Annotated in this window: 19 protein-coding genes and 4 pseudogenes; 11 read left to right on the forward strand and 12 right to left on the reverse strand. The window is 68.1% G+C overall.

Annotation, left to right across the window (positions count from 1 at the left end):
* Window positions 1-80: 80 nt before the first annotated feature.
* From ACFWWR_RS39240 to ACFWWR_RS39260, 5 genes are all read right to left on the reverse strand, one after another.
* A complete protein-coding gene (locus ACFWWR_RS39240; RefSeq protein WP_384308479.1) occupies window positions 81-935 on the reverse strand; it encodes an alpha/beta hydrolase in 855 nt (284 codons plus the stop codon).
* A gap of 149 nt (window positions 936-1,084) precedes the next feature.
* The gene (locus tag ACFWWR_RS39245) at window positions 1,085-1,915 is read right to left on the reverse strand and encodes a transglutaminase-like domain-containing protein (protein WP_383860231.1); all 831 of its coding nucleotides are present in this window, start codon (window positions 1,913-1,915) and stop codon (window positions 1,085-1,087) included.
* A gap of 241 nt (window positions 1,916-2,156) precedes the next feature.
* Window positions 2,157-2,534, reverse strand: coding sequence for a hypothetical protein (locus tag ACFWWR_RS39250; RefSeq protein WP_384308482.1), 378 nt, complete (start codon window positions 2,532-2,534; stop codon window positions 2,157-2,159).
* A gap of 259 nt (window positions 2,535-2,793) precedes the next feature.
* Window positions 2,794-3,276, reverse strand: coding sequence for a hypothetical protein (locus ACFWWR_RS39255; RefSeq protein ID WP_383860234.1), 483 nt, complete (start codon window positions 3,274-3,276; stop codon window positions 2,794-2,796).
* Between the two features lie 827 nt (window positions 3,277-4,103).
* Window positions 4,104-4,232 (reverse strand): ATP-dependent DNA ligase, encoded by a 129-nt coding sequence (locus tag ACFWWR_RS39260; RefSeq protein ID WP_383860237.1) that lies wholly within the window; start codon window positions 4,230-4,232, stop codon window positions 4,104-4,106.
* 387 nt (window positions 4,233-4,619) lie between these two features.
* On the opposite strand from ACFWWR_RS39260, the gene ACFWWR_RS39265 reads away from it, so the two are divergent.
* Together ACFWWR_RS39265 and ACFWWR_RS39270 are read left to right on the forward strand one after the other, a co-directional pair.
* On the forward strand, window positions 4,620-4,886 hold the full coding sequence (locus tag ACFWWR_RS39265) for a hypothetical protein (protein WP_384308485.1): 267 nt from the start codon (window positions 4,620-4,622) through the stop codon (window positions 4,884-4,886).
* Window positions 4,887-5,513: 627 nt separating this feature from the next.
* Entirely contained in the window at window positions 5,514-6,941 is a 1,428-nt protein-coding gene (locus ACFWWR_RS39270; protein WP_384308488.1) for an RICIN domain-containing protein, read from the forward strand.
* Between the two features lie 432 nt (window positions 6,942-7,373).
* Here the strand turns inward: ACFWWR_RS39270 and ACFWWR_RS39275 are convergent, their stop codons facing one another.
* Entirely contained in the window at window positions 7,374-8,021 is a 648-nt protein-coding gene (locus ACFWWR_RS39275; RefSeq protein WP_383860246.1) for a response regulator, read from the reverse strand.
* Window positions 8,018-9,265 (reverse strand): sensor histidine kinase, encoded by a 1,248-nt coding sequence (locus ACFWWR_RS39280; RefSeq protein ID WP_384308490.1) that lies wholly within the window; start codon window positions 9,263-9,265, stop codon window positions 8,018-8,020. Before ACFWWR_RS39280 ends, ACFWWR_RS39275 begins: the two co-directional genes overlap by 4 nt.
* A gap of 178 nt (window positions 9,266-9,443) precedes the next feature.
* Here ACFWWR_RS39280 and lgt point away from each other — a divergent pair, with 178 nt between their 5' ends.
* The 5 genes and pseudogenes from lgt to ACFWWR_RS39305 all read left to right on the forward strand — a co-directional run bounded on the left by lgt (window position 9,444) and on the right by ACFWWR_RS39305 (window position 15,139).
* Window positions 9,444-10,316, forward strand: coding sequence for a prolipoprotein diacylglyceryl transferase (gene lgt / locus ACFWWR_RS39285; protein ID WP_384308493.1), 873 nt, complete (start codon window positions 9,444-9,446; stop codon window positions 10,314-10,316).
* A gap of 450 nt (window positions 10,317-10,766) precedes the next feature.
* On the forward strand, window positions 10,767-12,572 hold the full coding sequence (locus ACFWWR_RS39290) for a protein kinase (protein WP_384308496.1): 1,806 nt from the start codon (window positions 10,767-10,769) through the stop codon (window positions 12,570-12,572).
* 266 nt (window positions 12,573-12,838) lie between these two features.
* Window positions 12,839-13,222: pseudogene (locus ACFWWR_RS39295) on the forward strand (transposase); the annotation flags it as partial.
* 99 nt (window positions 13,223-13,321) lie between these two features.
* Window positions 13,322-14,137 (forward strand): SAM-dependent methyltransferase, encoded by an 816-nt coding sequence (locus ACFWWR_RS39300; protein WP_384308499.1) that lies wholly within the window; start codon window positions 13,322-13,324, stop codon window positions 14,135-14,137.
* A gap of 438 nt (window positions 14,138-14,575) precedes the next feature.
* On the forward strand, window positions 14,576-15,139 hold the full coding sequence (locus ACFWWR_RS39305) for a VanZ family protein (RefSeq protein ID WP_384308502.1): 564 nt from the start codon (window positions 14,576-14,578) through the stop codon (window positions 15,137-15,139).
* 332 nt (window positions 15,140-15,471) lie between these two features.
* Here the strand turns inward: ACFWWR_RS39305 and ACFWWR_RS39310 are convergent, their stop codons facing one another.
* A complete protein-coding gene (locus ACFWWR_RS39310; protein ID WP_384308504.1) occupies window positions 15,472-15,708 on the reverse strand; it encodes an XRE family transcriptional regulator in 237 nt (78 codons plus the stop codon).
* A gap of 355 nt (window positions 15,709-16,063) precedes the next feature.
* On the opposite strand from ACFWWR_RS39310, the gene ACFWWR_RS39315 reads away from it, so the two are divergent.
* Window positions 16,064-16,420, forward strand: coding sequence for an antibiotic biosynthesis monooxygenase family protein (locus tag ACFWWR_RS39315; RefSeq protein WP_384308506.1), 357 nt, complete (start codon window positions 16,064-16,066; stop codon window positions 16,418-16,420).
* Between the two features lie 241 nt (window positions 16,421-16,661).
* On the opposite strand, the pseudogene ACFWWR_RS39320 reads toward ACFWWR_RS39315, so the two are convergent.
* Window positions 16,662-16,972, reverse strand: a pseudogene (locus ACFWWR_RS39320) (GNAT family N-acetyltransferase); the annotation flags it as partial.
* A 103-nt stretch (window positions 16,973-17,075) separates the two neighbouring features.
* On the opposite strand from ACFWWR_RS39320, the pseudogene ACFWWR_RS39325 reads away from it, so the two are divergent.
* Window positions 17,076-17,438, forward strand: a pseudogene (locus ACFWWR_RS39325) (IS5/IS1182 family transposase); the annotation flags it as partial.
* A gap of 99 nt (window positions 17,439-17,537) precedes the next feature.
* Here the strand turns inward: ACFWWR_RS39325 and ACFWWR_RS39330 are convergent.
* Window positions 17,538-18,413: a sigma-70 family RNA polymerase sigma factor gene (locus tag ACFWWR_RS39330; protein WP_384308509.1), complete on the reverse strand. Its 876-nt coding sequence runs from the start codon at window positions 18,411-18,413 to the stop codon at window positions 17,538-17,540.
* Between the two features lie 86 nt (window positions 18,414-18,499).
* Here ACFWWR_RS39330 and ACFWWR_RS39335 point away from each other — a divergent pair, with 86 nt between their 5' ends.
* Entirely contained in the window at window positions 18,500-18,958 is a 459-nt protein-coding gene (locus tag ACFWWR_RS39335) for a carboxymuconolactone decarboxylase family protein (RefSeq protein ID WP_384308512.1), read from the forward strand.
* 134 nt (window positions 18,959-19,092) lie between these two features.
* Window positions 19,093-19,899 (forward strand): annotated as a pseudogene (locus ACFWWR_RS39340) (transposase family protein).
* 17 nt (window positions 19,900-19,916) lie between these two features.
* Here ACFWWR_RS39340 and ACFWWR_RS39345 read toward each other — a convergent pair.
* Together ACFWWR_RS39345 and ACFWWR_RS39350 are read right to left on the reverse strand one after the other, a co-directional pair.
* Window positions 19,917-20,345: a VOC family protein gene (locus tag ACFWWR_RS39345; protein ID WP_383868367.1), complete on the reverse strand. Its 429-nt coding sequence runs from the start codon at window positions 20,343-20,345 to the stop codon at window positions 19,917-19,919.
* A 656-nt stretch (window positions 20,346-21,001) separates the two neighbouring features.
* Window positions 21,002-22,066: a ferritin-like protein gene (locus ACFWWR_RS39350; protein WP_384308515.1), complete on the reverse strand. Its 1,065-nt coding sequence runs from the start codon at window positions 22,064-22,066 to the stop codon at window positions 21,002-21,004.
* Window positions 22,067-22,243: the final 177 nt, after the last annotated feature.

A 22,243-nucleotide genomic window follows, 5' to 3' on the forward strand; every position in this document is an offset into this window, starting at 1 on the left:
TGCCCGCCGAAGAGGAACGCCCTGTGGGCCCTGATCCGGGACGGCCGCTTCCACGAAGTCGCTCCACCGAAGCCCACCGGCTAGTTCGGGCGATCATCAGACCGCCACAACCAGCGCAACGCATCTGGGAGCAGGACACCACCGTGGTTGGGGCTGTGGCCGCCATCACCCAGGACGAGGCGGAAGTCGTAGCCGGCTTCTGCGAGCGCTGCCGCAACGCGCAGGTTGTCGGCGAGCCAGTTCGCCTCGGGCTCGTTCCAGCGCAGGTCACGATGGCCCGCCTGCAGGAAAATCCGCAGCGGCTTGCGGGGAACGCGGGGAATGACTTCGGGGTAAGGGTTGCCGTCCGGCATCTGCGCGAAGCTGGACAGGTACCCGATGACGCGGCGGAACTTGTCCGGGCGTAGCCACGCCGCGGTAAAGGCGCAGTTGCCGCCGCTGCTGCCACCGCAGATGCCCCACTGATCAGGGTCCTCGGCGATCGAGTAGTGCTTCCTGACTTCGGGGATGATCTCGTTCAGGAGGAAGCCGACATACGAATCGTCGTATGCGTCGTACTCGGTGTTGCGGTTCTTCGGATCCTCAGCGTCGCGGAAGACGCCAGGGTCGACGAACACGCCGATGGTGACCGGGATGTCCCCGCGGTGGACGAGGTTGTCCAGGACTATCGAGCCGCGGACCTCCCCTCCGGGGTCCAGATACCACCATCCGTCCTGGAACACCATCAGCGACGCCGGCTCGGCGGGGTCGTACTGCGCGGGCACATGCACCCAGAACTTCCGTGACGTGCCCGGGTAGGTCGAGCTGTCGTTCCAGTCGAACTCGAGCGTCTCCCCGACGGGCACGTCCGGCTGTACAGCCGAGTCGGGGCCGTGGGCGTAGCGAACGTCGGACTGGTCAACCGGAATCGACTGGTAGGGCACCTCGATCGTCACGCGGGCCAACCTAGGAGAGATCTCGAACCGTCTCAAAGGGTTTTAGGACCTGTCCCAGACGGCTTGACTTCTCCGTTGGGAAGCCAGTGAGTACTTCAGCCGGCCACTTCGGTGCTCAACGTTGACCTGCTCGGGCGTGCCGCGCCGCCTCAACCGAGGATGTGCCGGGGGACCGCAAGGTCCGGGTGGCTGGACAGGCGGGTAAAGGCCGACGGATCGTCCTTGGAGCAGGCATCGGCGACCGCGTCGATCAGCTGGTCGTAGTCGGTTCCGGTCTTGCCCTCGTAGGCCGCGGTCATGCGGCCCCACTCGTCCCAGTTCAAGGTCTCCCGCTTGCAGAGCGCGGCAAGGTCGCGGACGGCGTTGCCGCTGATCTCATGCGGCCCCCAGGCGTGATCGGTGCCGGCCGTGCCGAACGTGAGCGGATCGATCACGCCGCCGCGGTACTGCACCCATGCCTCACCGCCCGTGAGGAACTCACCGGGAGCAAGGTCGTCCGGGCGGGCGACGAAGTCCTTGCCGAGATGTTCGGTGTCCACGCGCACCCATCGGCGCTGGTCATCGTCCCAGTACTCGGTGATCCAGTGGTCGAAGCCGCGGCCCTGCTGGAAGTAGGTGCCGAAACCGCACCGGGCGCGCGAGGTGACACCTCGCGCCCGCAGGATCGCGCAGGCGATCGTGGCGAAGTGACGGCAGGTGCCGATCACGCGCGTTTCGGGCGTTCGAGGCCGGTGCAGTGGAGACGGGTCCAGGGCAGTCAGCGCGGCAATCAGTTCGTTGACCGGCCGGATGTTCTTCTCCGCGATCCGGTCCTCGGAAATGCCTGATGCCGTGGCGTCCGTGGGCTGGATGACCAGGCCCTGAACGGCGGCGCAGATGCCGACGGGGTCGTCCGGCAGGCCCTCGATGAGCGGGAGTTGTGCCGTATCCAAGGTCGTGAAGGGCCCGGGCTGCGAGTAGTTGAGCACGTCGTCGGTCATAACCGGGCATCGTAAGGGCGTGGTCTGACATCTGGACCGGCTCGGCGCCGCTTCTCAACCGGGACGGTCAATCCGTCCAGCAAGCCTGGCGGCGTGCTCGCGAAGGGCCTCGCGCGGAAGATGCGCACCGCACCGGATACGCCGGATCGTCCTGCGCACCGCCCGGAACCCGGCTGCGCCGGGCGGCCGGCCGACGCCTTGTCCGGGCGCCAGCAGCGCGGCTTTGCCCTGACCTGATTCGCTATCCGGCGCGTTTTCCCAGGACCAACCCTGCGAACGGGAGCTGAACACTTCCGGGTCGCTCATCTCGGCTGTCAGCATTCCATGCCACGGTCACGGTCTGGCCGTGCGGGTCTTGCTCGGCAAGGTCTTCCAGACCGTCGGCGCCGAGGGCGACGAGCGCTTCCATTCCATGCCGCATCAGGGATGTCCTGGGTACACGGAACTCCATACGGCCGCCAGGCTCCTGCATCACCAGGTGCGGTCCGGATACTTGGCCGCCACCGCTCCGGCATCGTTCCCGGATCATGGCATGCGCGGTGTCGAACGAGCGCTGCGCGACTTGCGTGGCGATCGACTGGAGGAACGGCACGAGCCCGACGGCAATCACGAACGTCATGGCCCGCTCGCTTCCCGTACGGCGCGGCACCGTTCTGCCCGGCCACGCGCGTACCGGGCACAGCGGCAGCCGGCGCCGAGCAGAGAACCGACACGAAAGCCCGAGGCTCCTTTTCCAACTCGGCGAACCGGCCATTGTCGGCGGCCTGGGTGCCGTGCAGAGCGTCGAGGTGATACGCACGGGCCCCGGGCCGGTTGCGGCGGTCCGGGGGCCGTGTGCCACACAGGCAGGCTTGTCGGTGTCCTTGGTCCGCGTGGGGTCAGTGGCGTTTGTCGACGGCTCGGAAGCTGCCGACAAGTGCGAACGGCACCACGGCCCCGTCGAAGACCGTCGTGCCGGGAATTGCGCTGCTGGAGTTTCGGGGCCCGATAGTGGCGATGGGAGCGCCGGTGTCGCAGGTAATTCCGCTGAAGAATTCGACGGTCCTGTCACTGTCGTTTCGGACGTTGAAGCTGGTGGCTGGACTGCTGATCACAGCGGTGCACACACCCGACTCGGCCGAATAGGTTCGCTCGTTGACGTGGATCCGTCCGTCGTTGTCGTTCCGGTAGCTGTTGTAGTTCGTCTGGCCGTCGCCTCCGAGGGGAGCAGCGGCATCTTGCACCGGCGGGGCGGACTTCGGGACGGAACTGGAAGCCGAGGCGTAGTTCACACTGGTCACAGCCAGGGCCGCGATGCCCAGCGATGCTGCGATCGCGACAACGGTACGCCTACGCGTTCCACTTCTCTTTTTCTCCGGCATTCCGTTTCTCCGTCTCTCAGGGGTGTCAGCTGAGCGGCCAACTGTGAATGAACATACTGATGCCTATTTCCGTCGGCACCTCAGAGACGTTTTCAGGGGTGATGGAACAGGGCCGATCGAGTGCTCGTGGGGTCAATATTTTGGTGTGATGATCCATCAAATAGGCGTCAGAGAACACCACTTGCATACGAAGCTGAGCCGCCCGGGACGGGGCTGACGCTCTTTCACACTGCTGTCGGCGTGTCGTGCATTGATAACGCTCGGCACAGCGGCTAGCCACTCGGCGAACTTCTGGATTTGTCCTGGTCAACGGCCTGGTGGCGGGAAGTGTGGGAGTGCCGCGATGCGCGAGACGCCGGAGGCCGGAGGCTGCGCTTCCCGCCCGGTGCGGCACCGGCCTGTCCGGCACCGCGCGCACCGGTCACAGCAGTAGCCGACCCCAGCAGCGCCCCGACAACGAAGGCCCGACCACGGTCACGACGCGGCAAGCCTCAGTTGACCAGGCCGTAATCCCCGCCGACGACCCGGCTGACAACCGTCCGCACCGTCCGCCACGGTCTGCCGCGCTTTTCCGCGAACCCGCAGGTCACCCACGCCGGTCAGGTCGTGGTCGGGAGGTCGACATCCCCTCTGCGGCCTCGGACCGCGCTCCACAGCAGGACGAACGAGGAAAGTGGGGCGTGGCGGGGCAGGTCCCGGGCGGCGGGCGAGAGGATTGGGTGTCACCGGTACTCCTCGCGCATCGGCCGGCGCCGCCGCGCTGCGTCGTCGGCAGAGCGGCGACGGCCGATAATCCCCCACCTGACGCCGCCGTCAGAGCGACGACGTCAGGTGGGGGACCATCGGCGGGGGAGAGGCCCGGGGCGGGCGCGGTGCAGGCGGGTGGGGTGGCGCCACCGGCCGGAGGCGTCACGGGCGACGTCGACGCCGCCTTCCGCCACCAGCTCGGGTTCCACCAGCGTGACGTTCAGCGTCTGCCGGCTGCCCCACTCGGCGGAGAAGGACGCCTGTCCATGGATGACCGCGCCGTCCCCGGCCGAGAAGGCCGGCGACCGGCAGCACCTGCCGCCCGGGCGAGGGCGGTGGTCCGGTCGGCGTACTGAAGGCGGCCTTGGGTGTCGTACCTGCCGATCAGCAGGGTGCGGGGCGGCCGGAGGGCCGGTGATCGCACCGACGATCGCCTCGGGGCCTGGAGCATGTGGCGGCATTCGATCTCAGTGCCGCGTGCAGCGGGTTCGTCTACGGCCTGGCCACCGCTACTGCGGACTTCGGCCCAGGGTGACGGTGACCTCGTTGTCCCTGCGGTGTCCCGATGGGGGGCCTGACCGCGAAGCAGCGTCGACGTGGTCGTCGGCGCCGACGGAATCCGTTCCTGGACGCGTGACCTGCTGGGCGTCCCGTGCAAGTTGGAGTACACCGGCCAGATGGTGTGTCGGGCGACCGTACCGCGTCCCGCGTGCGCGACCGCGCCGTACACCTCCGCCGGCCCTGTGTGCACCTCCGACCTCATCCCGATCTCGCAGACGCAGGCCCACACCTTCCTCACCGAGGACGGCGTGCCCCCGGATCCGCTGCCAACCACCAACTCGCACACTGCATGCGGGAATTGATGGCCGACTTCACCGGCCGGGTGGTGGCGGTGCGCGAGGCCGTCACCGACCCGGAGGCGGTGGTGCGCCGTCCGGTGCATAGCTGTCTCGTCGACGGCCCCTGGCACCGGTGCCCACGGCATTCCCCGCCGTCGGGTGAACGAGGTCATCGAGCTGGCCGGACCGACCAGCGTGGGCCGCGCCCGCGTGAAGGGGGCGGCCTGCGCTTACGGGTCCGGTCTGGTGGGGCGGCCGCCTGACGCATGCCGCTCGGTAGGAGCGACTGGGTCGGGCGGGCGGTGCTGAGCAGCCCGTGAATCAGCCCGGCCGCGAAGGCGTCGCCGGAACCGACACGGTCCAGCACGTGCGGGGCAGGCATGTCGGGGCCGGTGACGTAGCCGGTCGTCGGTCACCACCCGGCCGACGACCAGTCGTTGGCGGGCGGCCCGGATCGTCCGTAGGGGCGGCAGGACCTTGAACCGGTTCGGGGCGCTACATGAATCCGCCGTGTCAACACCATTGACACGCAACCGTCATCAGCCGTCTCATGTGCGACAGCGTTGGATTCAGCCAACTTTTGCTCGGTTGTGGTCTTACTTGTTGCTTCTGGCACGCGACCGGGCAGCTCAAAGCGGAGGTAACACACCCATGCGCCGCGCCTGGCTCCTTGTTCTCGTCGTACTGGCGGCTCTGCTGCCACAGGCTCTCCTGACCGGTACCGCCCACGCGGCCACCGTCACCATTCCCAACGGAACCCAGTTCACCGACACCACGGGAGCCGTCGTGCACGCCCACGGCGGCGGCGTGATCAAGGTCGGGTCCTACTACTACTGGTTCGGTGAGAACCGCAACGAGGACAACTCCCTGCGGTACGTGTCCGCGTACCGCTCGACGGACATGAAGACCTGGGAGTTCAGACGCCACGTCCTGACCCAGGCATCCGACCCGGAGCTGGCGTCCGCCAACATCGAGCGGCCCAAGGTCATCTACAACGCGGCCACCGGCAAGTTCGTCATGTGGATGCACAAGGAACTGGCCACCGACTACTCCCAGGCCCGTGCCGCGGTCGCCGTCTCCGACACCGTCGACGGCGACTACGACTACCAGAGCAGCTTCCGGCCTCTCGGTTACATGTCCCGCGACATCACCGCCTACGTCGACGACGACGGCACCGGCTACATGATCTCCGCCGCCAACGAGAACCGGGACCTGCACGTCTACCGCCTGAGCCCCGACTACCTCACCGTCGAGAGCCGCGTGCAGGTGCTGTGGGTGGGCCAGTTGCGCGAGGCCCCCGCGATGTTCAAACGCAACGGCGTCTACTTCCTGCTCACCTCCGGCGCCACCGGCTGGCGACCCAACCAGCAGAAGTACGCCACCGCCTCCAGCATCACCGGCACCTGGAGCGGGCTGCAGAACGTCGGTGACTCCACCGCGTACGGCTCCCAGACCACGTTCGTCCTGCCCGTCCAGGGCACCTCCGGCACCGAGTACCTCTACATGGGCGACCGCTGGGGCAACTCGTTCGGCCAGAACGTCAACGCCTCGAAGTACGTCTGGCTGCCGCTGGAGTTCCCCACCGACACCACCATGACCATGGACTGGTATCCGCAGGTCAACGTCGACACCGCGACCGGGAAGGTCGACGGTGTGGGCGGCCCGTGGGAAACCCTCACCGCACGTCACAGCGGCAAGTGCGTCGACATGCCCAGCTCGTCGGTGGACGACAATGTCCAGTTCACCCAGTACACCTGCAACGGCGGCATGAACCAGGCGTTCTGGTTCAAGGACATGGGCGGCGGATACGTCCAGCTCATGGCCAAGCACAGCGGCAAGTGCATCGACGTGGCCAACAACTCCACCGCCAACGGCAACCCGATCATCCAGTGGCCCTGCTCCACCGGCACCAACCAGCAGTGGCAGCTGCAGGACGCCGGCGACGGCTACGTCCGCCTCGTCTCCCGGCTGAGCGGCAAGTGCCTCGACGTCAGCGGCGCCTCCACCGCAAACGGCGCCAAGCTCGTGCAGTACACCTGCGGAACCGGCACCAACCAGCAGTTCACGCGCGGCAGCTGACCCCGCCACCGCACCAGGGCGGCCCGACCGGACCTCCGGCGGGCCGCCCACAGGGTCCTGACCGGACCGGGTCTGCTGAAAGTTGCGTTCGCCCCCCTGGCCTTATTGATCGCAGACACCGTCCTGATGCGCGGCGAAGGGCACAAGCCGCGCTGCCCAGCACCGCGCCGGTGTGCTTCACAGCGTTGAAGGTTCCCGACGCCGCCGAACGGCGAACGCTCAGTGCGCTGATCGGCGGAAGGAGATCAGTTGCTGCTGGAGCGGGGATGCGACCCCGTGGTCGCCCGACTCCTGCCCGAAGGTCCGCCGAAGCACGCTGTGTATGAGCGCGCGGCTGATCCTCGGACAGGACGGCTCCCGGTACGTCGGCGCGCACGGCGATCCGCCGGATGGATCCGGCACATCCCGTGCCTGGTTGACGGGATGAGGCGTTCAGTCAATGCGGATGATGCCCCGGCCCAGTGCGGCCGTGACGGCACCGGTGCGGTCGGCGACGTCGAGCTTGGCGTAGATGTGCAGCAGATGCGTTTTCACCGTTGCCTCGGACAGGCGCAGGGCGCGGGCGATCTGCTTGTTGCTCTGCCCGCGGGCCAGGGCGGACAGAACTTCGAGTTCCCTGCCGGACAGGCCGGCGCCCCGGTCGCCGCGTATGTGGGCGAGGACCTTGGCTGCCACCGTGGGTGACAGTGCCGCTCCTCCCCGGGCGGCGGTGCGCACGGCCTCGCACAGCTCGTGTCGTCCGGTGTCCTTGAGCAGGTAGCCGACCGCGCCGGCGTCGATGGCTGCGGTGATGTCGGCGTCCGTGTCGTAGGTGGTCAGGACGACGACCTGGACCTGAGGGTGAGCGGCCCGGATGGCGGCGGTCGCGGCGGTGCCGTCCATGCCGGGCATCTGCAGGTCCATCAGGACGACGTCGGGTGCGAGTGAGGTGGTCTGGTGCACTGCCTCGGTACCGCTGGCTGCTTCGCCGACGACCGTGAGGTCGGACTGGGTGGCGAGTATGGCGGCAAGCCCCTCGCGGACGACGAGGTGGTCATCTGCCAGGAGGACACGAATCTTGGGACCGGCCGATGTGCTCATGGTGCCGGGACCATCCGCTCCGTACCGGCCACGGGTGAGGCTTCGGCGGCCGAAGGGGCGACCGGGACGGTCACCGAAGGCGCGACCGGGAGCGGCACCGTGACAGCGACGGTCGTACCCTCGCCCACGCCGCTTTCCACCGCGAACGTGCCGTCCAGAGCAGCGATGCGCTCCCGCATGGTGGTCAGCCCGATGCCGGCATGCCGGGCAGCGGGTGCGAAACCGGTGCCGTCGTCCTGGATGTCGATGGCCAGGAGGTCTCCGAGGTAGGACAGCGTGACCGACACGCTCACCGCGTGGGCATGGCGCCGGGCGTTGGTCAGTGCCTCCTGCACGACACGCAGCAACTCGCCCTCGCTGCCGGGAGGCAGAGCAATCGGTTCGCCGGTGACGACCGCGTAAGCCTCGATGCCGGTCTCCTCCGTCAGTCGGGCGGTGAGTTCGCGGACCGCTTCCGCCAGGTGCGTGCGGTCCAGCGGTGCCGGGCGAAGGGCCTGCACGAGGCGGCGGCTCTCGGCCAGGTTGTCCCGGGCCGTCCGCATCGCCTGCTCGACGCGCCGGGCCGCGGAGGAGTTGGGTGGCAGGTCGTCGCGTGCGGCGTCCAGCAGCAGGGAGATGGACGCGAAGCCCTGGGTCAGCGTGTCATGGACCTCTCGGGCCAGGCGTTGACGTTCGGCCAGGGTGCCCGCCTGACGTTCCGCCGCTGCTCGTTCGGCCTGGGTGGCGGTGAGTTCGTCCAGGAGCCGCTGGCGCTTGTGGCTCTCGTGGTCGAGGGTGGCGACGTAGCAGACGATGGTGACCGCCACCGCGGTGGCGAGCACGCAGCCCGTGAGCGTCCGCAGGCCGACGGAGCCGTCCGTGGTGAAGCGCTGCCACGACCAGGCGCCGCCCAGCATCAGTACCCCTCCGGCGGACCACCAGGCCCTTCGCAGCCAGTACGGGATCAGCACGGCCACGGCGACCGGGAGCAGCGCGGGGTCCACCACGGACATGGCCACCCACCCCGCCAACGCCCCGACGAGGTAGGGCAGTGGCGGTCTGTTGGCGCCGCCCTGCAGCACGATCCAGTACGCGTACCAGGCGGCGAGTCCCATCGCCGGGCCGATCCGCGGCAGTGCCGTGCCGGTCGTCAGGTCCGTTCCGGCCAGCGCACCCAGCACGGACAGGGTGAGCACGACGGCGAAGAAGGCGTGTTGGCCCACGGCCTTCCACCGTTCCCGCTCCCATACCCGTTGCAGTGCCATGGGCCTGAGCGTACGCGCAGCCGAGTAGCCGGAGGATCAACCGATCAGTGCGAACGCATCCACCGATCGGTGGGCGGATGATGCGTCGATCGGTCGATGTGCGAGGCCCGTGCGGGCGGCGAAGATCAGCCCCGCACCCGGCCGCCCGAGCTCCACCGCACCCAGTGAGGAACCGACAGTGCCCCTGGCCCTCATTCCCAGCCCCTCCATCGGCGAGATCCACCTGGGCCCGCTCCCGCTGCGCGGCTACTCGCTGATGCTGATCCTCGGGATCGCCGCGGCGGTATGGCTGGGCGGCCGTCGCTGGGCCGCCCGCGGTGGGGAGAAGACCGTCGTGACGGATATCGCCCTGTGGGCCGTTCCCTTCGGTGTGGTCGGCGCTCGCCTCTACCACGTGGTCACATCCAGCGAGCCGTACTTCGGCAAGGACGGCGATCCCCTCAAAGCCCTCTTCATCTGGGACGGGGGCATCGGCATCTGGGGCGCCATCGCCGGCGGTGCCGTCGGAGCCTGGATCGGCTGCCGCCGTAGCGGCATCCCCCTGCCCGCGTTCGCCGACGCCGTAGCCCCCGGCATCGCCCTGGGCCAGGCCATCGGCCGCTGGGGCAACTGGTTCAACCAGGAACTCCACGGGCGGGCCAGCACCCTCCCCTGGGCGTTGGAGATCGACCCCGCGCACCGGCCCGAGGCCACTCCCGAACTGGCCACCTACCACCCCACGTTCTTGTACGAGTCGCTGTGGTGTCTCGCCGTGGTCGCGCTGGTCATGTGGGCGGACCGCCGCTTCCGGCTCGACCGTGGCCGGACCTTCGCGGTGTACGCCTCGGCCTACACCGTCGGCCGCTTCTGGATCGAGTACCTGCGGGTGGACGAGGCGCACCACATCCTCGGCCTGCGCCTGAACGACTGGACCGCGCTGCTGGTCTTCGTGGTCTCCGTCGCCTACCTCATCGCTGCGACACGGCGGGCGGCCGACAGTCGTGGCGACGCCCGCGCCGACGCCGACCGTCTCCTTCAGAGCGTGGACGCGACCAGTAGTCCCACGAGCTGACCGTGTCCCCTTCGGAACCCCGTCCCGGGCACGGCCGTGCAGTGCTGCTATGCCTCAACGGCTTGGCCATCCCGCCAGCGGGCACCCCGAGCTGGACCGGCCACCGCTTCGCCTTCTGGCTGACCTGCCTGCTGTCCGCTGCCCTCACCGGCACAGCAGCCGCCCGCCTGGTCAGCGCCCGCGCCGTCTACCCGCGTGCCCCGGGACTGATTCCGTGCGGACGGGCCCGGGGGGCAGCATTCCCGTCGCCGTATCCGGCAGGGGCTTTCGGCTCAGACCGCGCCTGGCGTGTGCGGCAGGACCATCCTGATCGTGGACTGATCCCGCCCCCCCCACGCATGATGGCCGGATCAGGCGGCGCACATCAGCCGAACCGTGCAGAGCCGGTCCGCTCGCTGGACCCGTCCGGGGCGGCGATCGGTGTCGGTGGCGGGAACTAAGCTCCCGCCCATGAGTGAGGCAGACAGAAGCGCCGGTAGACGAGTCGTCGACGGCCGTTTCGAGTTGGAGGGCCGCCTCGGTGGCGGTGGGATGGGAACGGTCTGGCGGGCCAGGGACCTGGTGCTGCACCGGTTGGTGGCGGTCAAAGAGGTCCGCCCGCCCGACCGGGACTTGGCCGAATACGATCCCGAAAGCGCGCGGATGCTGCGGGAACGGGTGCTGCGCGAGGCCAGGGCCCTCGCCCGGATCGACCATCCGAACGTTGTCACCATCCACCACATAGTCGACGGCGGCGACGGCACGTACCCGTGGATCGTCATGGAGTTGGTCAGCGGCGGCTCGCTGGCCGACCGGCTGGCCCAGGGACCGATGCCGCCGATCGAGGCGGCGCGGATGGGAAGGGGAGTGCTGGCCGCGCTCGTCGCCGCGCACGACACCGGTGTCCACCATCGGGACGTCAAACCTGCCAACGTTCTGCTCCGGCCGGACGGGCGTCCCGTCCTCACCGACTTCGGCATCGCCGCGATCCGCGAGACGACCAGCCTCACGGCCACCGGGTCCATGATCGGTACGCCCGACTTCATGGCGCCGGAGCGCATTTCGGGGCACGAGGCCGGATCCGCCTCCGACCTCTGGTCGCTGGCGATGATGCTGTACACCGCCGTAGAGGGTCACCACCCACTGCGCCGGGGCACCACCTTGGCCACCCTCGCCGCGGTCCTCCATGACGACGTGCCGCCGCCGGTGCAGGCCGGTGCCCTGCAGGACGCCCTGACGAGGGTGCTCGTGCGGGACCCGTCGGCGCGGCCGTCCGCCGCCGTGCTGGACCGCCTGCTGGCCCAGGCCGAGTCGGGGCCGGCCGGTCCGGCGGCCTCGCGCGAGGAGCCCACCTCCTACCCGCTGAACCCGCCGTCGGTCTCCACCTCCCCGGCTGATTCACTCCCTGGGGTTCCTGCCCCGCCGCCCGTGTTCGGCCCAACAGGTTTCCCAGCGCTGCCGGTTGCCGGGGCCGGAGTGGGCACTCCGGTCGGCTTCGGCACGGCCGTTCCTGCGCGTGCGGCCACCCCCGCTGGGTTCGGGCCGCCGCCCGTCCACCCCGGACCGGGACAGGCCACGCCCCAGCCGGTGACCGCACCTTTTCGAGCCGGACGCCGACGCAACCCCCGCTCGACTGTCCTGCTGAGCCTCTCGGGGACCTCGCTCGCCGGAACCCTGGCCCTGTTGTGGTGGGCGCTGCCCTTCGGGGGCGACTCAGGTGGCCCGGATGCGGGTGCCTCGCCTTCCAGGTCAGCTCCGAAGGCGACCGTTTCACCGACCACCGCGTCCCCGGCCGCACAGCAGTCGCAGGAGTCCGAGACCACCAACATGCTGACCCCGGACGGCATTCGCACCGCTATCGCAGCGTTCAAGGAGGAGACCGGCCGGGACACGTTCGGCGACTTCACCGTCTACCCGGAGTACGTGTCGGCCCGGTTGATGGTCAACGGAAGCACCAGCAAGTTCGACTCCTATACCTACCGCCCCCAACAGGGTGTCGAGAAGAGCATCATCTCGGGGACCCTGCCCGGCTCCGAACTGCCCGTCAGTCTCGACGGATTCAACTGGGACAAGGTGCCGGCGCTCCTCGAAGAGGCGGAAAGGAAACTCAACGTCGACGATCCGGAGTCCCGCTACTTGATGGTGAGACAGCCCAACGACGCCTTCGACACCCCGGCCGGAATGGCCGTCTACCTGACGGGCCAGTACAACGAGGCCGGCTACCTGGAGACCGACACCCAAGGCAAGGTGACCAGGGTGTTGCCCGCGGAGGACTGACGACTCACCGCTCACGCAGCCGCCCCGTCTGCTCCGGGCGCCCGTCGCCTGCGAATGGGATCGCTGCCCGGGAGACGCAGCCACGGCAGAGCAGTGCCGAGCGCGTCCCATCGGAGTGCTCTTCGTACAAGCCAGTGGCGTGACGCCTCGCCACGGGGCGCGACGGTTCAGCCAGGTCGCCCGTCGCCGAGGTGACTCAGAACTCCTAACGAAATGATCTTCGAGGTGGCCGGATCACTCCGGCACTGATGATCCGGGGGCGCAGGGTGGTGCGGTCGAAGCCGTGGGAAGTCGACCACGAGCTGTGGGCGGCGATGGAGCCGCTGCTGCCGAAGGTGGAGCGTCAGGCCCGGCATCCCGGGCGCAAGCGGCATCCGGACCGGCCGGTGTTCCAGGACAGCCTGTTCGTACTGCACACCGGGATCTCCTGGGAGAACCTGCCGCAGGAACTCGGCTTCGGCTCGGGCATGACCTGCCGGCGTCGGCTGGCCGAGTGGACCGAGGCCGGGGTGTGGCCCCGGCTGCACGAGGTTCGGCTCGCCCGGCTGCGCGGCGCGAACGCCCTGGACTTCTCCCGGGCGGCGGTCTTGTCAGGAGTCCTTGGAGCGGCGGAACGGCTCGGGTCGGTCGGGGGTCCAGGCGTCGTTGACGGACCAGCCGGAAAACCTGAACTAGTAGGTAGATGCCCGGTGTTCGGACGTAGGTTGTGCCGTGAATGATCCACCCCCTCGGTTGAAGGACGGCGAGTGATGACCGACCCTGTGACGACGCCCGAACCAGCGAAGCATCAGAAGATCGACACGTCGCTTCCGCACTCCGCCCGCATCTGGAACTACTGGCTCGGCGGTAAGGACAACTATCCCGTCGACGAGGAGGCGGGTGACGCGTACACCGCAGTCTTCCCAGGCATCGTCACCATCGCTCGCTGCAGCCGTGCCTTTTTGCGCCGCAACATCAGCTATCTAGTGTCCGAGGCGGGCATCCGGCAATTCCTGGACATCGGCACTGGCCTTCCGACCGCTCAGAACACCCACGAGGTCGCGCAGGGGCTCGCCCCCGAGACACGGGTCGTCTACGTCGACAACGATCCGATGGTCCTCGCCCACGCCCGCGCCCTGCTCTACTCCACTCATGAGGGCGCGACGGCCTATATTGACGCCAATGTGACGGACCCGGATCACATCCTCGCGGCCGCCGCCGAGACGCTGGACTTCGGCCGCCCCACCGCGCTCATCCTCAGCAACATCCTGGGTCACGTCGCCGACTACGATCAGGCCCGCTCCATCGTCACCCGGCTGATGGAGGCTCTGCCCTCGGGCAGTCACCTCTCCATCAACGACGGGTCACGCGGCATCGACCCGATCTTCGAGCAGGCCCAGGACGCCTACAACAACAGCGGCGCCGTCCCGTACAACCTGCGCACCGTCGACGAGATCACCACGTTCTTCGACGGCTTGGAACTCCTCGAACCTGGCGTCGTCTCGGTGACGCAGTGGCGCCCGGAGCCCGGTTCGCCCACCCCGGAGGTCATCGCCGAGCACGGCGGACTCGCTCGAAAGGCGTAACTGACACCGGGAGGGAAGCCGCTGCCGTACGGCAGCCGCTCGTGGTCGATGTAGACCACCGCCGTGTAGATCGCTGGTCAGGGACGTCGGTGGCCTGTTCCGTAAAGCCGATCACGCGCGGGCCGCCGATCGCGGGTGCGCGGCCGGGCCGAGCTTCCGACGCCCGTTGCCGTGCGGATGCCATACCCGCGCGGCACCGCGCCGTCCTCTGCCCGAGCATGAGCATCGCCTCGGCGACCTCGCCGACCGCCGGATCGGGGATCGCCGTGGCGACTTCCTTGAGGACGAGCAGCCGCGCCCGACAATCTCGTCCGCGATCGCCGACCCCGCCGGGGCACGTCGGCTTGTCGGCCGTACGGAACGCGTGTGAACCGCCGAGTGCGTGTCGTTTCTCATCGGGGGTAACGGACGTGCAACCAACCCTGACTGGGGGCCTTGATGGCGCGCACAGTTCTGTTCGACAAAGCCGCGAAGAAAGCAAGGAGACGGGCGGGACCTGGCAAGCCCGTTCTCTCGTGGTGGGGCCGGGGGGTTGCCATGCTGGTGGCCTTCGCGGCGGCGGTGGCCTTCGCGGTGGTGCTGGCCCGGCTGACTCTGGAACCGTCGGCCGCCTCCGCGTCGTTGACGCACAGCAATCTGCGCCCCGGAGATTCCATCCGCAACTACCTCGCGCAGCCCGCTTTCCGTGACACGGTCAAGCAGCTCGGCGGCAACATCGTGCTGGGCATCCCGTTCGGCGTGCTGCTGCCGGTGCTGGTTCCCAGAGTCCGCGGGCTGCTGCGGGTGGCGGCGCTCACGGCGCTGGTGATGATGCTGGTCGAACTCGTCCAAGGCGCCCTGATAACCGGGCGGGCCTTCGACATCGACGACGTCCTGCTCAACACGTCGGGCGCCTTGCTGGGCTACCTGCTGATCGGCCGTCGGCTCGGCCGCGCTGTGCACCCCAGGCGCCGCCACTGGTGGCACCGCTTCACCAAACGGCCGACCACGGCCGCCCACTGAGGTCCGGCCGACAGGCGGAGTGAGGCAACTGTCACGTCGCATCCGGCCGGAGGGCCTCCCGAGGGGCGGGGCAACTCCGGTCGGCCGCGCTCCGTGCGGGCAATATCGCGGGACTCGCCGAAATCCGGCTCCAGGACCAGCACACCGCAGCCGCGAGCAACTGCGCCGCCTCGACGCATGGACCACCGCTAACACGCCCCGGCCCAGCCCCCACCTGGCAGTACCTCACCCCGCCGGCCAACCGGCGGGGCGAAGTGATCAGGCCCCGAATGCGAACAACGGCATCTTGAGGTCTGGGGCCTCCGGCTCGACGGGGAGTCCCGTGGCAGCGGTCAGGCCGGCGCCGGTGCAGTGGTGCGGGCAGCTTCCTGGACATCGGAGAGGGGCAGCGCCAGAGCGTCAGCGAGCTCCGCCAGTTCCGCCGGAGTGGGCCGCACGGGACCGAGGGCCCCGTCCTCGGCGAAGACGCGGATCCGCGGGGTGCGAATACCGGTACGGTCGGCGAGGTCCTGTGCGTTCAGGTGCCTGCGTCGCATGGTCTGTTTCAACAGCTGTGAGAGTTCCGCCATTTCATTCACCTGCCCTGAACTCTCCGACTTATAGCCGCCTTCACCTGCATGGGTGACTCTGAGACACGGCCGACCGGCCATTGACCCGTGCGGAGCGCGGGCATCCCGCCGCAGTGTCACGGGCGGCGTGGTGGTCAGATTCGCTCGCCGCCTGGAACGAAGCCGCTGCCGGAGCCGCTCGCCTCAGTCCGCCGCGACGCCGGAGCCGGAGGACGACCACGACCAGGAGCCGGGCCGGCTCGCCGGCCAGTTCCGTCGGCGGACCTGACTGCTCATCGTGTAACGCGGTGGCCACCGAAGAATCACGTCAGTAGCATTGGCGCCATTCGCTCCTTACTGTCGAAGGGCTTCCAGCATGACCACCTCGTTCGTCCGTCCTGAACCGCCGTACTACGCAGTGATCATCACCTCCCGGCCGACCGCGGATCTCGAAGGCTATGCGGCGATGAGCGAGCGCATGGCCGAACTTGGCGAGGTGCAGCCCGGCTATCTCGGCCGCGAGTCGCTGACGGACGAGGACGGCCGGGACCTCGTCGTCATCTACTACGCAGACGAGGCATCGATAGCGGCGTGGAAGGCCCACCCCGAACATCTCCAGGCACAGCGGCTCGGACGTGAACGCTGGTACTCCTCATACAGCGTGGAAGTCGCGCGAGTGGAGCGCGCCTACGCCTACACCCGCGACCAGGGAGGGGCCCCGACCGCCAGTTGACGCGGAGCCTGTCGGCCGAAGGTCCGGGGACGTGGAGCTGGTCACGCCCCGGGTCTCCTTCGGGGACGGTGCGGCAGGACCCCCCATCACACCGGCAGGGAGAACAGACGCACTGGCTGTGAAGGCCGGTACGCGTTGTCGCGCAGGGGCGTCACCATGGTCCGCAGCGCATGGTCATTCAGCGGATTCCAGGTATCTGAGTGAAACAGGTGTCCGCATACGAATCGACGATCGTCCTTCAGGCTGCACGGTAGTGGGTTGTCCCGATCAGTCCCGTTCTTGTCCCGGCTGGCAGTTCGCTGCCGTGCTCGGGCAACTGCTGCAGATCGCCCAGCTGCAGCTCGACCAGGCACTGAAGACACGTCGGTAGCCGACTGCGAGGAGAAGCGGCGTGGCGTCCTGCTCGGAGGCCATGGCGTTCGCGCCGATCACTGCCGTCCGCGCCGTTCCATGTTGTTCGACGAGCTGGCGGATCCGCTCTTCCACGCAGTTCAGCATGGCTGAACCCATGCCCTGGCGGCGATGCTTGGGCAAGAGGTAGCCGCGGTGCAACCGTGCACCGTCTCCGCCCGGCAGGGCGCGAGCGAGGTGGAGCCCAAGCTTCCACCTCGCCCGGCGGCCCTTGCACTCACTCACTCGAGCTCACCGATGAACTAGCAAGAACTACCGGTACTCGACCAGCCATCAGGTCGTCATCGACGCCGACACCCGACTCGTCGTCGTCGCCGTCGGTCGGTCGGTCGGTCACAGGCAACCGCAATGCTGCAAGGCTTGGGGACTTCCGGTGCGAAGCCGCCGTCGGTCGGGCCACGGTCATTGCGGACGGCGGCTACCGGGGTACCGGCCTTGGAAGGAGGAGCACAACACCTGCCACCGCAAAGTCCGGGCCCGCGTCGAGCACGTCTTCGCGCGGATGAAGTTTTGGAAGATCCTTCGCGACTGCCGCCTGAAAGGCGGCGGCGTTCACACCGCCATGCTCGGCATCGCACGGCTGCACAACCTCGCCCTCACGGGATGACTCCGCCCCGTACGCTCAGTGAGGTTGACTCAGAGGCCAACGTCTCTGCGGGATCAGGCGTGGTCCACTTCGAGTATGCGCGGCCTTCGCCGGTAGAGGTCACACCGGGTCCGGCAGGTCCATGAGCGCGAGTTTGGCCGGGTCGACCACGGCGGTGATCTCGGTGATGTGGCTGTCGGCGACAGTGAAGGCCAGGAGGGAAAGCGGGGTTCCGTCCTCGCTCCAGGAGATGACGCCGGGGAGGCCGTTGACGGTCGCCGCATGTCCTCGTGCCGCACTGCCGGCCACCCGCGCGCGAGTGGCGACTTCGGTGGCTCCGAGCGTGACGAACTTGCCATTCGGGGTGTGGACGGTGAACTTCACTTCGGGGTGGAGAACCTGCAGCAGCTGCTCGAACCGGCCGTCGCGGGCCGCGGCCAGGAAGGCCTGGACCACCTCGCGTTGTTGTCGTCCGGCGCTTGCCGGCTGCTGGGCGGCCTGTACCTTCCTGCGGGCGCGGCTGGCGAGCATTTTGGTCGCGTCGGCGGATTTTCCGAGAATGGTGCCGATCTCCGCGAAGGGCACGGCGAACACGTCGTGCAGCACGAACGCCAGTCGTTCGTCAGGGCGCAGCGAGTCGAGGACCGTGAGGAGCGCGAGGCCGACGGAGTCCCCGAGTGCCACAAGGTCTTCCGGAGCGGGAGCGTCGTCGAGCGTCACGGTGAATTCGGGCAGTTGGTCGTCGAAGGAGACTTCTGGGCGCGTCCGGCCCGACCGCAGGACATCGAGGCTGATGCGGCCGACCACGGTGGTCAGCCAGCCGCCGAGGTTGTCGATGGTGTCGGTGTCCTGGCGGGAGAGACGCAGCCACGCCTCTTGGACCACGTCTTCCGCATCGGCATGTGATCCGAGCATGCGGTAGGCGACGGCGCTGAGCCGGTCACGGTGGGACTCGAAGGCATCGACGATCGGGTCCGCGGGATGGGTGCCGGCCATGTTGTTACCTCCGTGGGAGCTGCTCCGTCATAGGGATGACGCGCACAGGCGCCACAACGTAACCCGATGAAGGAGAGCACTCCCACATGGAAAACCGGCTCAAGAACAAGAACACGAACAACCCCGATGTGTGGACCGCGATCCAGCACCTCCAGAAGGCGATCGCCGCCGGGGGCGTCGACCCGAAGCTGCTCGCGCTGGTCCACCTGCGCGCCAGCCAGATCAACAGCTGCTCGGCGTGCGTCTACGCCAGTGTCGCCGGCGGGAAGAAGGCCGGTGACACCGACGAGCGGCTGCACAACGTCGCAGCGTGGCGCGAGGCGCCGTTCTACACCGACGGGGAACGCGCGGCACTGGCGCTGGCCGAGGCCGCCACCCGGTTGCAGGACGGTGCACCGGGCGTCACCGACGAGATCTGGGAAGAGGCCAGCGCCCATTTCACCGAGGAGCAGATCGGCGCGATCAATCTGGAGATCGCGCTGACCAACTTCTTCAACCGGATCAACCGCACCATCAAGGAACAGGCCGGCAAGACCTGGGGCTGAGCCCAGCGCGGCTCTTACGCCTGAGGCTTCGCCAGCGAAATGATCTCCGGGTGGCCCACGAGGCCGGGCAGGCGTGAAGCCCCTGGTAGGACTGGTCTGCCAAGATCATGTCCGCTCGAACCAGAGGCTTCACGTTGGTCACCTATGCTGCCGCGCTCGACGTCCCACGCCACGTCGTGGAGTTCCTCGCGCGGTTGCTGGCCGCCACCGGCGCGGGGATCGGCACGCCGAAGGGCTCTCGCGCCCTGGGCCCGTTCCGCCAGGCGGTACTGGTGCTGCGCTGGTTCCGAGAACACGGCTGCGTGCACTGCCTGGCCCGGGACGCCGGGATCTCGCAGGCCACCGGTACCGCCATCTCCATGAGGGCATCAGCGTGCTGGCCGCCCAATCTCCTGCTCTGCACGAGGTGTTGCACCTCTGCTGCGCCGAGGGGATGACACACGTGGTGCTGGACGGCACGCTGATCGCCTGCGACCGGCCGGCCGGGTCCGCGAGAACGGCAACGAGCTGTGGTTCTCCCAGAAACACAAGAGCTTCGGCGGCACAATTCGGTTCCTGGCCGCGCCGGACAGCACCCCGTTGTGGGTCTCCGATGTCGAGCCGGGTTCCACCCCGGACGTCACCGCGGCCCGTATCCACGTGCTGCCCGCGCTGGACAAGGCCGCCGCCGACGGACTTCCCACGCTCGCCGACAAGGGCTACATCGGCGCCGGCATCGGCATTCACGTGCCCGTACGCCGCCCCAAAGGCCACTCCGAGACCGCCTGGACCGAGGAACCCGCGCCACGAATGCGCTGATCAGACACGTGAGAGCGCGCGGCGAGCGGACCGCGGCGGAACTGAAGGAACGCTGGCGAGCCCTTGAGTACGTCACCCTCAGCCCGAGCAGAATCGGCGACATAGCCCGCGCCGCACTCGTTCTCGATGGGCACTGGAAATGATCTTCACTGAGAAAACCTCAGTCGATACAGAACTCGTTGCCCTCGATGTCCAGCATCGGGATGCACGAATCATTGCCGTCATACAGCGTTTGCACGTGTACTGCGCCGAGCGGGACCAGTCGTGCGCATTCGGCCTCAAGTACGGCGAGGCGTTCTTCACCCACGAGTCCGGTGCCGACCCGCACGTCAAGATGCACCCGGTTCTTGACGGTCTTCCCTTCGGGGACGCGCTGGAAGTACAGCCGCGGGCCCACACCTGAGGGATCTATGCAGGCGAACCATGAATCCCTCTGCTCGGGTGGCTGCGAACGCTTGAAATCATCCCAAGTGGCAAACCCCTCTGGTGGCGGCGGTACGACGTAGCCCAGCACCTCGCACCAGAAACGAGCGAGTCGCTCAGGTTCTGCGCAGTCAAAGGTGACTTGGAACTTTTTGATCGCTGACATTGGTGCACCGTAACAAGGGGACTCAGGACTCTGCCGGACGGCCCACGAGGACGACGCAACCCTCGTGGCGGATCCCACGGCTGGCCCCAGGGATGCAGCCCTGCCCAACTACCCGCGTGCCAAAGATCAGGTGAGGCACCGTGTGTGCTGTCGTTGGCTCTGGGCGGGAGAGTCCGGAAGCGCGCTTGGCCACCAGCGCGCCACCCTCTGCCTCATCGTGAGGTACCTCTCTTGCGGACGCCTCGGCGGATACCGACGTCCATCTTGTTGTCGCGCCACCGTCGTGTTGAGCCCGCCATGAGCGCCCAGTGACGCGTGTGCACGGCCGGAGCCGGTTGCGGTGCGCTGCTGCCGGACATCACCGGGGACAGCCCGGCAGCAGCAGCGCCCTGGCCGTGCACATAGCCGCGACGGTCGCGGAGAACGACGCGAAGTGATCGAGGCGAGGCCATCCAGACGGAAGCCGAGATCGCGGCAGAGGCGGAGCGGGAGGCGGAGCTTCTGCTCCGGGGGGGGGGGGGCTGTAGATGCCATAGATCCCCGGGTGGCGGCGGCGCCGTGGACCGCACAGTCGTGCGGTCGGATGCCGGCTCCGGCGGCCGCCGCCTCTCAACTCCGGCCACCCACCGCGGGGTCGGTGGGGGGCTCCATTGCCTCTATGCGTCCGTGTACCGGAATTCCGGTCCGTAGGTCCTGCCGCTACCGTCGCTTAGTTCGCGGCTCATCAGCGCCCGGGCCGGGTCCTGCAGGGAGAACATCTGAGCGACGGCCTTGTTGAGCAGCTGCTTTGCCGCAGCGGGCTCATCAGCGTGCCATGCCTGTTCCAATAGCCGGAGCATCGTGCTGAATGCGTGGTTGCCGGCGTCGAGGAGCTCCTTGGTCTCAGCGTCGGGCACAGCACTGCCCGATGCGCCCCAGCCGCCGGGCGGCACCGTGCCCATGGGGAACGTGGGGGGCATCGGAATCGCGTCTCCGGCGAATTCCCACCGATCGGGATCTTCCGAAGTCCTGATCAGTCTGCGGCCGTGGAAGATTTCCCGAAAGACATAGAAGTGGGCGAGCTCGCCCTGCTCCCCGGGGTGCGGATTCTCCGGTGACGCCGTCGTTCCCTCGCCCTGCTCCTTGATGACGTCGATGGCCATGTCGGCGTCAGCGAACGAGGTGATCGCCACGATGCTGTTGCCCGCGCCGTGGTGCGCCATGTTTCGGACGAGCTGCCGGGTACCGCTGATCAGATCCGTATGGTCGCGGAGTACGTCGAGGATCGCCGTGTAGAACGCACCGATGGAGGTGTGTGTCCTTGCCTTCGCGACCGGGACGTCGGGCTCCTCGATCCGGGAAAATAGGTCCACGGACTCCTTCGTCAGCCCGCTCAGGGAGACGATCAGTCCGGGCCGGACCCCGCCGGGCAGCGGCCCCGGATACGTCGGGACTGTTCTCACGTCGGCGAGACGTGGAGCGCCGCCGATAGTGGTGAGCAGATTCCCGGCAAGCCCCAGATGGGACATCTCGTCAAAGACGATCTCCTGAAGCGCCGAGAATACGTCCCCGTCCTGGTCCTCAATGGACCACATCGCGCACAAATACGGCGGCAGCGTGGCGAGTTCCAGCATGACGGCCTGCTGCAACGCGTCCTTGAGCCAGTCGGCGCCGCGCACTTCGGCAGGTTCGTCCAACAACTCGACGATCCTGTTGCTTCTGTATCCGGGAAGTGTGGTCATGGAGAGTCCCCTTCCGTCCGCGTCGATGCCAGTGCGACCTAGCGTGCCCGTGAAGACGGCGCGGGAGCCGGTGCGCGATGGTGCACCATCCACATGCACCAGCGTCACAGCCGAAGGGGACGGAATGGATCGTCTGCCTCGACAGCGCGACGAGCTGAGCAGGTACTTTCCACGTTA

Source organism: Streptomyces sp. NPDC058678 (assembly GCF_042714835.1).
Lineage (GTDB): Bacteria > Actinomycetota > Actinomycetes > Streptomycetales > Streptomycetaceae > Streptomyces.

What these genes read in the sequence shown, in the direction of transcription:
- ACFWWR_RS39245 (WP_383860231.1), bottom strand. Translation starts at nt 1,915, where the DNA reads ATGACCGACGACGTGCTCAACTACTCGCAGCCCGGGCCCTTCACGACC.
- ACFWWR_RS39250 (WP_384308482.1), bottom strand. Translation starts at nt 2,534, where the DNA reads ATGACGTTCGTGATTGCCGTCGGGCTCGTGCCGTTCCTCCAGTCGATC.
- ACFWWR_RS39255 (WP_383860234.1), bottom strand. Translation starts at nt 3,276, where the DNA reads ATGCCGGAGAAAAAGAGAAGTGGAACGCGTAGGCGTACCGTTGTCGCG.
- ACFWWR_RS39270 (WP_384308488.1), top strand. Translation starts at nt 5,514, where the DNA reads ATGCGCCGCGCCTGGCTCCTTGTTCTCGTCGTACTGGCGGCTCTGCTG.
- ACFWWR_RS39275 (WP_383860246.1), bottom strand. Translation starts at nt 8,021, where the DNA reads ATGAGCACATCGGCCGGTCCCAAGATTCGTGTCCTCCTGGCAGATGAC.
- ACFWWR_RS39280 (WP_384308490.1), bottom strand. Translation starts at nt 9,265, where the DNA reads ATGGCACTGCAACGGGTATGGGAGCGGGAACGGTGGAAGGCCGTGGGC.
- ACFWWR_RS39290 (WP_384308496.1), top strand. Translation starts at nt 10,767, where the DNA reads ATGAGTGAGGCAGACAGAAGCGCCGGTAGACGAGTCGTCGACGGCCGT.
- ACFWWR_RS39300 (WP_384308499.1), top strand. Translation starts at nt 13,322, where the DNA reads ATGACCGACCCTGTGACGACGCCCGAACCAGCGAAGCATCAGAAGATC.
- ACFWWR_RS39305 (WP_384308502.1), top strand. Translation starts at nt 14,576, where the DNA reads ATGGCGCGCACAGTTCTGTTCGACAAAGCCGCGAAGAAAGCAAGGAGA.
- ACFWWR_RS39310 (WP_384308504.1), bottom strand. Translation starts at nt 15,708, where the DNA reads ATGGCGGAACTCTCACAGCTGTTGAAACAGACCATGCGACGCAGGCAC.
- ACFWWR_RS39315 (WP_384308506.1), top strand. Translation starts at nt 16,064, where the DNA reads ATGACCACCTCGTTCGTCCGTCCTGAACCGCCGTACTACGCAGTGATC.
- ACFWWR_RS39330 (WP_384308509.1), bottom strand. Translation starts at nt 18,413, where the DNA reads ATGGCCGGCACCCATCCCGCGGACCCGATCGTCGATGCCTTCGAGTCC.
- ACFWWR_RS39335 (WP_384308512.1), top strand. Translation starts at nt 18,500, where the DNA reads ATGGAAAACCGGCTCAAGAACAAGAACACGAACAACCCCGATGTGTGG.
- ACFWWR_RS39345 (WP_383868367.1), bottom strand. Translation starts at nt 20,345, where the DNA reads ATGTCAGCGATCAAAAAGTTCCAAGTCACCTTTGACTGCGCAGAACCT.
- ACFWWR_RS39350 (WP_384308515.1), bottom strand. Translation starts at nt 22,066, where the DNA reads ATGACCACACTTCCCGGATACAGAAGCAACAGGATCGTCGAGTTGTTG.